Origin of the sequence: Flexibacter flexilis DSM 6793, assembly GCF_900112255.1 — a bacterium.
In the GTDB taxonomy this organism is placed as follows: Bacteria; Bacteroidota; Bacteroidia; order Cytophagales; family Flexibacteraceae; genus Flexibacter; species Flexibacter flexilis.
This window is the reverse complement of record NZ_FOLE01000005.1, coordinates 202875-215618: the sequence shown is the minus strand read 5'-3', so window position 1 is coordinate 215618 and position 12744 is coordinate 202875. Positions and strand designations below refer to the sequence as shown.

Here is a 12744-nt window from a genome sequence, read left to right as displayed (position 1 = left end):
ATCAAAATTGTTTGGTCAAATTATTGTGCTGCTGGGGCAGGAGTGGGGTCGGTGGCTGGTTTGCCAAGCGTAAACGAAACACCCACGCTGTGCATAAAGCCCAAGTAATCCGTAGGGTTGGCACCGTAATCAATGCGCAACAAATGATAACCCACACGCTGACGGTAACCTACGCCAAAACTAGGCCATTTTTCGCCTTTTACGTTGATTTTCGCGCCAGTGCGTGCAAAAAATAGATCATTCCACGAATATTCTACGCCCAAACGGATGTTTTCGGCGTTGTCGTTCGGGTGATTGAGTTGCACAGATGTAAGCAAAGAATGCGCACCATCTTGGTAAGGACGCATCGAAACTCCCATCTTGAAAAGCGTTGGTGCTGGGTACGATTCCAACGAAACACCGTTGCGGTTGTAGCTGTTGGGCAAGGTACTTCCTGCCAATTTAGAATCAGAACCAAAGTGTTGTAATACTGCTGAGAAGCGCAAGTCCTTGTAGTCGGTGCGATACATGAAACCCATGTCCACGGCGATGGTATTGGCTTTGTATTCGGCCAATTGCTCATGAATATATTTTCCGTAAATCCCGAAGCTAAACATCTGGGAAAGCGCACGCGCATAACCAAAACCTAACGCAGTGTTGGTGGCATAAAATTTCTCGCCAGTTCCGTCGGGTTGAAATTCGGTGCGCACGTCCATTGCTCCCGAACTCAGTACATTAGCCGACACCAAAAAGGCGTTGTATTCATTTTGAGCAATAATACCTGAAGCCAGCGAATGCGTAATGCCCGCGCCATAGCGCAAGCCCGACACGGCAAACGAAGTTGCTTTCAAATCGACGGCTGCGGCAGGGTTGTTGTAAATGCTGTATGCGTCGCCGTTGATGGCTGCACTTGCCCCCGACATACCCACAGAACGCGGATTTAAGTCGTTTTTCAGAAACGTAAGCCCCGAAATACCAGCACGTTGGCCACCCAAATTTGGAAAAATTTGTGCCTGACTTGCCGCTATTGTTCCCAGCGACAAACAAACCGAAAGTGTTAAAATTTTATAGTTCATTTCGTGTAAAATCTTCTGTTAAATCAATGAATCAGCCCTTAGAATGAGAAGCTCACACCGTACAAAATTTGGCGAGGCTGCATATAACGCGCAGGGTTGGTTGGAGGCAAACCGCTGCTTTGTGGGTTGGCATAAACTGGGTCGCGTTGCGTGTATGGCAATGCGTCGCCGTAGCTGTATGCTGTGCCTGTTACTGGGTTGATAATCTGTGCGTTTTTGTTATTGAAAATGTTATTAATTTCCACAGAAAGCGAAATAAATTGTTTTTTGCCAAAACGGAAATCACGTGTAATTTTCAAATCACTCCAGAACCATGCGCTACCAATTTTGCTATAAGGGTCTGTGTCAATAGATTCATATTTCGGACGACCTTGCAAATCGTAGCCAGCAAAACGTTGAGGCGTGTAGCGCAAACCAGATTTGTAAGTTGCACTCAAGAAGAAACGGAAACCTTTGAGCGGCACACCGAAAAATATTGCTGAAGTATCTGGCGTATAAATCAATGAACCTTTGAGGTCGAAAGGTCTGTCCCAAGCCAAATATTGTTCTTTGGTCGTGTTTACCGAACCGTTTTTCTCGATTTGTAAACGAGATTCTGCTGCCGTGTTCGATTTGCCCGTGGCCACTTGATAAGCCGCGTTGAAAGTAGCACGCAAGTTTTTGTTCAAACGGTAGTTTAACATTACTTCTAAACCTCTGATACGCGCGTAATCTTGGTTGATGGCAAAGGCGCGGCGCGTAGGGTCGCCCGTGAAAGTAAGGGTTCTATTTACGATAAAATCGAAATAATCTTTGTAGAAGGCCGTAAACGTAACGCCAAAATCGCGTGTGATTTGTGATTTGATACCCAATTCGTAAGACACGGCTACTTCTGGGTTCAGGTTCGGGTTACCCAAATCCGAGAGAGCCGAACGCGATTGGTATTTAGGATCAAGACCCGCATACACGAAGCGAGGGTGCGGCAAACGCATTGAGTGACCGTAATTGAAATACAATACATTGTTTTCGGTTACAGGGAACGAAACGCGCAATTTTGGTAGCAAACGCGCTTTCCAACGCAAGCCGAAAAGTTTAGTCGTTTGCTTTTTGTAATCATCTCTAACCGACTGAAGTACAAGGGCATCTGGATTATCTACGGCATCATCTGCAAATTTGCCAGGTGCCCAATATTCCAAACGCGTACCGATTACTGCCGAAATACCTTTGTAACGAATTTCGTCTTGTACGAAGAAACCGCCCGACGATGGTTTTACGTGCCACAAATCGCTGCTCGTACCGATGCTGCGCGAAGCAATGTAAGTACCATCAGGCAATTTGATAGGCGCACCCACCCAAGGGCTGCTCACGTCTGCCCATTGCAAATCTTGGTGTTTGTGCTCTTGGCCGAAGGTTACGAAATGGCGTTTGTTTGGCGAAAAATAATTGAATTTGTATTTAAGTGTAAGCTCATTTACATAGTGATCGTGCCACACGGTAGAAATACCGCCGTTGTTGTAAAGCCCGTCGCCAGGAAGAACGAATGAAGTATCTGAACCTGGGTTATAAACTACCACAGGGTTTGTAACGATAGAGGCAGGGTCATAAATTTTGTTGATTGTTTCGTCGCGGAACGCACGGCCATTGGCATCGGCGCGAAGGTTAGTAAACAAACGACCTACGGCCACATCAAGCGTTAAATTTTTATTGAGCAATTGTTGAAAATTCAAAACGCTCAAATTGCTGCGGTGCGTGTAAGTAGTGGCGTTGTCGAGGCTATTGGCAAAGCCGTATTGCAAACCTGGAGCCATGATATTACTAAAACCAACTACTTGCAGGGTGCGTGAGTTTTGGTTTACCAAAATACTGTGTTGGTTGGTAAACGAGATTTTAGAACCTCTGGCAATCTCGTAGCTCAACTTGAGTGTATGCGACCATTTGTTGTCTTGGCGCGGCGAGAATAATGTACTATCTGGCAGGATAGAACTTTTTAACTGATTGGCTGTAAGGCGATAATATTGGTCGCTTAGGCCTACGTTAAGGCTGGTAAAGAATTTAAGCTTTTTGTTGGTGAAAGGCACTGGACCACCAATCGCTAATTCCGCAATGTCAGTATTCCAAGCACTGCCTTTCATTTTATTGAAACCTAAATTGTCGCGTTGCCAGTTGCCATATACTTTGAGTTGGTCGCCGCCTTCTTTGATTTTGGTAACGATAATACCTGAAGTGCCGTTGTATTCGGCATCCGAACCGCCCGTAATCACGGCCAAATCTTGTACCGAACCGCTGGAAACTTCCGTACCGAAACCCGTACCCGCCAATGGATCTTGCGCGTTTACGCCGTCCACTACGAATTGGGTTTCATAGACACGACCGCCGCGAATTTGCAGACCGTCTGGCGACTGCGAAACACCCGCTTGCATGGCCACAACGCCTTGCACGTTGCGCACGTTCATTTCTTTGATGTCGGCAGAAGTGATACGAACTTCGCTTTTGCCACTTTCCAAATCTACGACGTTTTTCTCGCCCACAACTTCCACAGCGTCAAGCGTTTTGCCTTGTTCGCTTAGCTCAATGTTGAGTTGCGTCGTTTGGTCTTTGGTAATACGAATACCGTTGTAGAGCTTTTCGGTATAGCCCACAAACGAAACTTTTACCGTATAGTCGCCGTGTTTGATGTCTTTTATTTCATAATTACCGTCGAAGTCGGTGGCTGCACCTTTGTACGTGCCGACGATAAAAATGGTTGCCCCGATAAGAGGCTCTTTGGTTGTTTTGTCTTTAACTGTCCCTTTGAGCGTGCCATTCTGTGCCAATCCCCAAACAGGCGCACACAACAACAACAGTAAGTAGGTGAAGTAATGTAGGTATTTTGTCATAAAATCATTGATAAAAATAACAAACGCATCTTTCATTATTCCTTTCAAAAATGGCGAAAGAGAACGATTGCGCTAAACTCGACAAAATTAGTGCTTTCCATCGGATTCTAAGTTAAGCCAACTTTATTTTTTTTGGTAATGAATCCTAATAAGTTGATTTCAAATAAAAATGCCTTTAAATATCTTTTCAGATACCTAAAGGCAAAAAGGATGGAATTTTTAATTAAATTATTTCCAACGCCATTGTCCGTGTATTTCAAGCTTTTCGCGGAGTTTATTTTTTGTAAGAAATGCTCCGATTTCGGCTTCTGTTTGGCGCGAGGCTGGCAAATCTTTTGCATTGGCCAACGCGTACAACATCATGGACGCAAACTTTGCCGTATTGTTGATGTGTTTTTTTTCTACCAATTTAAAGTCATCACAATCAGCATGATAGCAATTATAAATGCTGCGCGGAAGATTGGCAATCGGCGAGGCGGTCGGGATACCTTCGAGCATAAAGGCTTGGTGGTCGCTGTGCAGCCCTGCGCCACTGCTCACGCGATTCTGGAACGCCGTATCCGTTGCGGCAATGAGTTTGCCTGTCGTTTCAAAGAATTTTAGGGCTTCGTCGCGGCCTCCCGCATCAAAACCAATGGCGTTGCCTGCCATGTCGATATTCATCATGTATTTGATTTTGGCTAATTTTTTTGGGCGTTTGTGTAAGGCGGCTACATAGCTTTCTGAGCCGTGCAAACCTTGTTCTTCTCCCATAAAAAATACAAATTCAATGCTGCGTTTTGGTTTTATTTTCAGGGCTTTGAGCGTGCGAGCAATTTCCAACACCGAAAAACTGCCGATGCCGTTGTCTATCGCACCCGTTGCTAAGTCCCAGCAGTCGAGGTGGCCGCCCACTACGATTTTTTCGCGCGTTTCGCCTTTGAGTGTCGCCACTACGTTGCGTGCGGTTACGGTCTGGAAATGGTTGGTCATTTGCACGGACGCAATTAGCTTTTCTTCTTTCATCCACTGACGAATGGCTTTGCCGCTGTTGGCCGACACGCACACGGCGGGAATCGGGATAAGTTCGCCCGTAACCGAAGCCGTTCCCGTAAGTAAAATATCGCCAGGTGCTTGATTGACCATAATGACGGCTATCGCGCCGCTTTTAATCGCCAACGCCACTTTTTCGGAACGATGCAAATTGACAGCACCCGCTGCCGCACTGGCATCTAAACCAATGTTACACAAAGCGGTTTTGCCTTTTACTTTTGTTCCAACTTTCTCAAAATCAACGGCAAGTCCATTGCCAACGTCCACGATAGCCGCACTCACATCGGCACTAATGGGCGAATGGGCAAGGGCTACGGCCTTGAATGGCTCAAAATTGTCGCTGTCTTCAGGCACAATTTCCAAGTCCATTGTGTCGCGTTGCCACGTTTTCATTTGGAACGATTCAAAATGTACGTTGCTCAGGCCATAACTTTTGAGAAGGTCGTACACGAATTGTTCGGCTTTTGCGCCATTTTCTGTGCCGCTCAGGCGGTGGCCAATGGTGCTCGTTGCTTTTTGGAGTTGCTCGTAACCTTCGGCATGTGTATTGATTTCTGTGTTAATTCTTTGAAATACAGCTTCTAAATTTTTGGCGTTTTGGGCTTGCAGTGCCACACTCGAAAAAGTGGTAGCCGCCAAGCAAGCACAAGCCAGCGTGAAATTGCGTAGTGGAAGCATAAACGGTTAGGGAATTGAAGTTGAATAGCGCACAATCGTTGTTAAAAACTAAATCATGGCCATATAGACCACTTTTTTCGTTTCAAAAAATTCTTCTTCAAAAAAAGAATTAAGCGGAAATACACGAGATTTTTTGCCCGTAGCGGCCAACTCTTCGGCAAGGTCGCCACCTTTCAAACAAATAATGCCGTTTTTGAGCTTATTATTGTAATGTTTGTTGAATTTATTGTGCGTCCAGCGTTGCAAATCCGTCATGGGAGCTACGGCACGGCTCACCACAAAGTCATAATGATCGCGCAAACTTTCCACACGTGCTTGCTCTGCTTTTACGTTGGGCAGGGCGAGGGCTTCGGCTATGGCTTGCACCACCGTAATTTTTTTGCCAATAGAATCTACCAAATGAAATTGTACTTTCGGATACATAATCGCGAGCGGAATACCTGGAAAGCCGCCGCCCGTGCCTAAGTCTAATACGTGGGTATCTTCTTTAAAGTCCATTACTTTGGCTATGCCCAACGAATGCAATACGTGGCGTTCGTAAAAATGCTCCATGTCTTTGCGAGAAATAACATTGATTTTGCTATTCCATTCTTCGTAAAGAGGCTGCAAACGAGCAAATTGCGCTTGCTGCGCTGCCGTTAGCTCAGGAAAATATTTGAGTAGAATTTCCAAGTGTTATATTGTGTTTTGTTATTTTTAAATACTAAAGAATTAAAAGCCTTTGTCGTGGAGTGTTTTCATGCTGCGCATCATTTTGCTGGCAAAAATAAAGTCTTGCAGCGAAGTAACATCACTGTTCAGAATAGACTGATTATCGCCTTCCCACACTTTGCGGCCTTGATACAAGAACATGATGTATTCGCCGATGCCTACCACCGAGTTCATGTCGTGGGTTACGACGATGGTCGTCATTTTGTATTCGTCCGTAATTTCAGAAATTAGTTCGTCGATTTTGATGGAAGTTTGCGGGTCGAGGCCAGAGTTCGGTTCGTCGCAAAACAAATACTTGGGATTCAGGACGATAGCCCGCGCAATGCCCACACGTTTTTGCATACCACCACTAATTTCTGATGGTTTTTTGGTGGCGGCAGCTTCCAAGCCTACACGTTTGAGACAAAAATGTACGCGGTCGGCTTTTTCTTCTGGTGTCATTTCCGTCATCATGTCCAGCGGAAAACGTACGTTTTCTTCTACGGTTTTGGAGTCGAAAAGCGCACTTCCTTGAAATAACATTCCGATTTCGCGGCGAATGGCTTTGCGTTCCTGAATCGTGCCGTTGATAAGGTCGCGGCCATCGTACAGAATTTGGCCTTCGTCGGGTTTGATAAGCCCCACGATACATTTGAGCAAAACGCTTTTGCCCGTACCGCTCGAACCAATGATAAGGCTATTGTTTCCGTTCTCGAAACGGCCAGAAATGCCATCAAGTACGGTTTTGCCGTTGAACGACTTTTTTATATTTTTTATTTCAATCATTTTTCTAACTCTAATTAAAGGCTTACAGTAGCAGTTGAGCCAATGCGTAGTCGGCTAATAACACAGCAATACAGCTATTTGTTACAGCTTCCGTACTGGCACGTCCTACTTCCAAAGCTCCACCGCGCGTAAAATAACCTTTATAGGCTGATATAGAGGAAATTAGGAAGGCAAAAACAAAACTTTTGATAAGTGCAAAAGTAATGTTGTAGGGATCGAACGTGGAGCGAATACCATAAATATACTCGGTTTCGGTAAGCAAACCCGATAACGTACCCGCCAAATAACCGCCCATCAGGGACAAAAATCCAGCCATTACCACCAACATCGGGAAAGTAATCAAAGCCGCAATTACTTTTGGCAAAACCAAATAAGAAGCTGAATTTACGCCCATAACTTCCAGTGCGTCAATTTGTTCTGTAATGCGCATCGTGCCCAAACCGCCCGCAATGCTCGAACCCACTTTGCCCGAAAGAATCACGCAAGTAAAGGTCGTGGCCAGTTCCAACAAAGTCATGTCGCGCACGATAGTGCCAATCACGTAGTTAGGAATAAGCGGACTCACCATATTATGTGCCGTTTGGACGGCAGTAACCGCCCCGATAAAACTCGATACGATGGCTACCAACACAAAAGATTCTGTGCCAATGGTTACCATCTCGTCGAGGATGAGTTTGGGATACACGCGCAACGGCTCACGGTTGCGAAAAAGACTTCCCAAAAAAATAAAATAATGCCCTAAGCTGGTCATGTTTTTGAAGGTACAATAAACAAAATATCAAGCCGCTAAATTAGTACAAAATCTTACGACTTACAGCATTTTTATATTGCTAACAAAGCGAATCGCTCAAAAGTAAAATGTTTGATACCGCATTAGAGCCGCATCAAACATTTTATAATTCACTGAAAATAAATCTATTATTCTGCTTTTTTTCGCTTAAAGCCTCGCCAAATGCCCCAAGCGATAAGACCAAGAATCACCCAAACCCACCATGTAGTTACAAAGCCAATAATAAAGTTAAGTAAGCTATCAATACTTTCTCCCAAGGCATCGCTCACGCGCGAGAAGAAACTTGGCTGATAAGCCTTGATATTATTTTCATTGGCTTTGAGGTAGCGTTGTATGCTTTGTTCTTGGTACAAATTCAGGTTAATGGTGGCCAATTCGATTTGATTTTTGAGACGCAAGGCATTGATCTGATTTTGGTCTTGGCTTTGGCCTGCACTAAGGTTACTTTCTTCGGCTGCTGTAATGTCTGCTACGTTCGTCCTGTCTTTTTGGTTGGCCTTGTCCACTGCGCTACTGATGCGCTTGGAATATTTCGCTAATCGTTTGCTGCTCAATTGGGTAGCTAACAAATCCAAACTGGCATCGTCGGCGGTGATGTTGCGGCTATCAATGAAAAAATACAGCTTGTCGAGGCTTGCCATGATTGTATCGAAATGCTGGACGGGCACGCGAATCGTAATGTTTAGTTCGGATTGGAAATGCTTGGTAACCAGCAAAGAATCAGCACTTACGGGCGTTTCGTCCTGATACAGTACATTGCTGGTCAGGTTAGAAACCGTGAGGTAGCCGCCAAGCTGATGCGTTAGGCGTTCGATTTGTGTGTTGGTTTGGCGCAGGTTTTTGACTTGTGCGCGGGTATTCGACTGCAAAATAAAAGGCTTTCCTTTAATGCCTTCTTGACCTGCTATACCAGAGGCTTCTGGCTGATTGGCTGCTACTGCACTGGCGGAATCGGTGGCACTGGCGGCGGATTCTGCACGTTGTTCGTCAAGAGCCGGTGCCCCTGATTTGTGAGCTTGGCCGCAAGAGGTTACCAAAAAGAGCATAGTTATCCATGCGAAAAAATGTATTTTTTTCATTGTAATTGTGATTTTAGTAATTCGTTGTGCTTAATAATTTATTTGGCCTAAAGTAACCTTTGCCCTGAAAAATTTTGATGTGTGGAGTGTTAAGTAAAAGAATGGTGTGTGGGATTTGCTGGCTGTAATAAAAAGACATAACTACTAACCGAATTATTTTATTGGAATTTTAATATTTGTGGCCTTTTAAGTTAAACAATTAGTTTAGTAAGATAAAAACGTATTTTGATAAAGTTGAAATGGCTTTTGGTTAAGACGCTATAATATACGGTGTGCATGTAAGATACTTTTGTGAAAATCAATGAAGTGATATTTCATATACTATTCAATTTTCTTACAACAAAAGTCAAATACTCCATGAAAAAGAAAACTTTATCGTTCTGGCTTGTTGCTCTGGCTGTTACTTCGATTGCCTACGCTAGGCCATTAAGTAATTCTACGGGCTCTAAGCAAAATAACAATGCTAGCGGAAATGGACATACAAAGCCAAACGCAAGTAGTTTGAATACTGTTGCGCAAACCGCCGCTATTAATATTGTGGACATTGGACAACCTATTCCTATGCCTTCTAATGATAGTTTGACACTTTATTTGCCATTTGATGGTAACGTAACAGATGCAAGCGGTAATGGTCGAAATGGAATGACCTTTGGCGATCCTGTCTATACAACGAACCGTTTGGGACAGGCAAATAAAGCCATCAATTTTGATGGAGGAGATGATTATGTTTCTGTGCCTGTGGCTGGTAACTATTTCGGTACAGGATTTACGATTAATGGCTGGGTGAAATTAGCCAAACGCCGTCCTTATGCTCGTTTCATGCAATTTGGGGCTGGCTCAACTTCCGAAACCATTATTTTGGCTCTAAACAATGGAGCTGGCACACTAAACACCCCTAATGGTACGATTGTGAATGGTACAACTACTACGGCGAACATGGCATCTTCTACCGTAGGTTTTGCCCTAAACGAATGGGCCATGCTTACTATGCAGGTAGATGGCAATGTGGATGGCATCGGTCGTGTGTACCTGAATGGCGTACAAGTGGCATTCGACGAAAGCGTTACTTACGCCAATGTGGTTCGTAATTTTAACCTTATTGGTAAAAGTACCTATGGCGATTCTATCGCAAAAGGAGCGTTTGATGATATTCGTATTTACCGTCGCGTATTGAGCATAAGTGAAATCAATGCGCTGCACAAAGAAGGAAAAGTATTGTCTGCTTATGTGCAATCTTCCTTGCTTTGTGGAGGAGGCTCGACTAATATCATCGTTAAAAACCCACAAAATCAAGTAACGTATCAGTTGCGCAATGGCTCTACGATTGTGGCAAGTGCCACTGCTGCCGTTGAGGATAGTTTGGTGTTGAATACTGGTAACGTAACGGCAAACACTACTTTTACGCTGTATGCGGTACAGGGCACTACAACGCAACAATTGACGGGTTCTTACAGTGTGAGCATGGCTCCTGCCGCTGCATTACCAACAATCGCTGTATCTTCATCTAATTGTGCAAAGAGTACGTTGGTTGCTTCTGCGGCAAATGCTGTAAGTTATGTTTGGTATAAAGATGGTGTGTTACAGTCGGGTAATGGAGCTACTTTTGCTGCCAATTATTCAGGTAGTTATACGGTAAAAGCGGTTACTTCGGCGGGTTGTACCTCGGCAGTATCGCAGGCAGTACCTGTTACGGTAGAAGGCATTGTGGATATTGGTCAGCCTATTCCCATGCCTGCTACTGACAGTTTGGCTCTTTACTTGCCTTTTGATGGCGATGTAACAGACGCAAGCGGAAATGGTCGCAATGGTACGGCCTTCGGTAATCCGATTTATACTACCAATCGTTTGGGACAAGCGAATAAAGCCATCAATTTTGATGGAGGAGATGATTATGTATCCCTTCCTTCGGCTAATTATTTCGGTAAAGCCTTTACCGTAAATGCTTGGGTGAAGTTGAGCGAAAGACGTAATTATTCACGTTTGATTGATTTTGGAGTTGGCCCATCTAATGGAATTATTTTTGCATTGAACAATGGAGCTGGCACACTCAACACCCCTAATGGTACGATTGTGAATGGCAATGTTACTACTGGTGCGATGGCTTCTACTGCCACAGGTTTTGCCCTGAATGAATGGGCAATGCTTACGCTACAAGTAGATAATAACTCCAATGGAATGGGTAAAGTGTATTTGAATGGAGTACAAGTGGCATTTGATGAAAGTGTTACTTATGCTGATATTGCTCGTACAAGCAATTATATCGCCAAGAGTAATTATTCAGACCCATTGTCTAAAGGAGTATTTGACGATATTCGTATTTATCGCAGAGCTTTGAATATCAGTGAAATTAATGCGCTACTCAAAGAAGGAAAAGTATTGTCGGCATACGCGCAAACGACAGCCGTTTGTGGGTCAGGTTCTACAAACATTGTCGTAAAAAATCCTCAAAATCAAGTAACTTATCAGTTGCGCAATGGTTCAACAGTTGTGGCTAGCGCAACAGCAAGTGTCGAAGATAGCCTGATTTTGAGTACAGGTAATATTACGGCTACTTCCACTTTTGATGTATATGCGGTGAAAGGTTCTTGTTCAATGAAATTGACAGGCGCATCATATACTATAATCTCTGCTTCTGCTGCTGCTCCTGTTATTTCGACTTCTTCAGGCTCGATATGCGGTAATTCAACCACACTGTCAGTGAGCAATCCTGTGGAGGGAGTTACGTATTTGTGGAGCAATAATGCAACTGGTTCCAGTATAACTATTACTCAGTCTGGCAATTATACCGTAAGAACGATTGTGGGTAGTTGTACCTCGGCAGTATCGCAGGCGGTGTCTATTTCTGTAAATTCTGTGCCAAGTGTAAACGTAATTTCCTCAGCCACAGAAGTTTGTCAGGGACAAGGCATTGTGTTTTCTGCTACGGGTGGTTCGAGTTATCTTTGGAAAAAAGACGGTGTAGTACAAGCGGGCAGCGATTGGGCATACACTGCCTATACTTCAGGTAGCTATACTGTGCAAGCCATTAGCGCAGCGGGTTGTACGTCGGCAGTATCGCAGGCCATCGCCATTACGGTAAAGCCAATGCCCGCAACGACCGTTTCCGTTAATGGTTTGGTCTTGAGTGTTACGCCAACGCCAAATGCGATTTACCAATGGTATTTGAATAATAACCCAATTATTGGTGCAACACAAGCGACTTATACCGCTGTGGCCAATGGTGTTTATATGGTACGAATTACTTTAAATGGCTGTGCTGCAATGTCTTTTGACAAAATGATTACGACTGTTTCTATAAAAGATGTGATAGATTCACAAGTGAAAGTATATCCGAATCCGAGTGCAGGCCGTGTCATGGTCGAAACATCGGAGTTATCGGAAGTAAGTGTGATAGTGTTAGACCAGTTAGGTCGCCAGATTCAGGCGCATACTGCCACCGACAACATCACCGAAATAAACTTAACACGAGGCCTTTACTTTGTACAAGTTCGTAGTAAAGAAGGGGTGAGTATTAAGAAGATTGTAATAGAATAAATAATTGCTTCTTTGCTAACAAAATGCCATGGGATTTTCCTGTGGCATTTTTTATGAGAAAAAAGACCCCAATATGGCCACGCAAGCCAAACAAATGGGGCTTTCCGTTGCTGATATTATCACGCTAACGGGACTCTCCGAACAAGAGATTGAAAAGCTCTAAAAAAGCAAAAATACCTTGATAATCCGTAAGTTCTGCCCTTTTATGGCGGCAGCATTTACGGATTTTTTGATTTAAAAGCCCT

General features: G+C 44.1%; 9 protein-coding genes. 2 read left to right on the top strand and 7 right to left on the bottom strand.

What is annotated here, in order from left to right:
* Positions 1-20 precede the first annotated feature (20 nt).
* The 7 genes from BM090_RS10075 to BM090_RS10045 all read right to left on the bottom strand — a co-directional run bounded on the left by BM090_RS10075 (position 21) and on the right by BM090_RS10045 (position 8965).
* Positions 21-1055 (bottom strand): PorV/PorQ family protein, encoded by a 1035-nt coding sequence (locus tag BM090_RS10075; RefSeq protein WP_091511860.1) that lies wholly within the window; start codon positions 1053-1055, stop codon positions 21-23.
* 38 nt (positions 1056-1093) lie between these two features.
* Positions 1094-3910: a TonB-dependent receptor gene (locus tag BM090_RS10070; RefSeq protein ID WP_177199901.1), complete on the bottom strand. Its 2817-nt coding sequence runs from the start codon at positions 3908-3910 to the stop codon at positions 1094-1096.
* A gap of 228 nt (positions 3911-4138) precedes the next feature.
* On the bottom strand, positions 4139-5620 hold the full coding sequence (locus tag BM090_RS10065) for a M20/M25/M40 family metallo-hydrolase (RefSeq protein WP_091511852.1): 1482 nt from the start codon (positions 5618-5620) through the stop codon (positions 4139-4141).
* Between the two features lie 48 nt (positions 5621-5668).
* On the bottom strand, positions 5669-6292 hold the full coding sequence (gene rsmG / locus BM090_RS10060) for a 16S rRNA (guanine(527)-N(7))-methyltransferase RsmG (RefSeq protein ID WP_091511848.1): 624 nt from the start codon (positions 6290-6292) through the stop codon (positions 5669-5671).
* Positions 6293-6331: 39 nt separating this feature from the next.
* The gene (locus BM090_RS10055) at positions 6332-7096 is read right to left on the bottom strand and encodes an ABC transporter ATP-binding protein (protein WP_091511845.1); all 765 of its coding nucleotides are present in this window, start codon (positions 7094-7096) and stop codon (positions 6332-6334) included.
* A gap of 22 nt (positions 7097-7118) precedes the next feature.
* Entirely contained in the window at positions 7119-7847 is a 729-nt protein-coding gene (locus BM090_RS10050) for an MlaE family ABC transporter permease (protein ID WP_091511843.1), read from the bottom strand.
* Positions 7848-8014: 167 nt separating this feature from the next.
* On the bottom strand, positions 8015-8965 hold the full coding sequence (locus BM090_RS10045; protein ID WP_091511840.1) for a DUF4349 domain-containing protein: 951 nt from the start codon (positions 8963-8965) through the stop codon (positions 8015-8017).
* A 357-nt stretch (positions 8966-9322) separates the two neighbouring features.
* On the opposite strand from BM090_RS10045, the gene BM090_RS10040 reads away from it, so the two are divergent.
* Both BM090_RS10040 and BM090_RS18830 read left to right on the top strand, forming a co-directional pair.
* Complete coding sequence (locus BM090_RS10040; RefSeq protein WP_091511838.1) at positions 9323-12499, top strand: LamG-like jellyroll fold domain-containing protein; 3177 nt, start codon at positions 9323-9325, stop codon at positions 12497-12499.
* Positions 12500-12527: 28 nt separating this feature from the next.
* On the top strand, positions 12528-12662 hold the full coding sequence (locus tag BM090_RS18830; protein ID WP_262487661.1) for a hypothetical protein: 135 nt from the start codon (positions 12528-12530) through the stop codon (positions 12660-12662).
* Positions 12663-12744 lie beyond the last annotated feature (82 nt).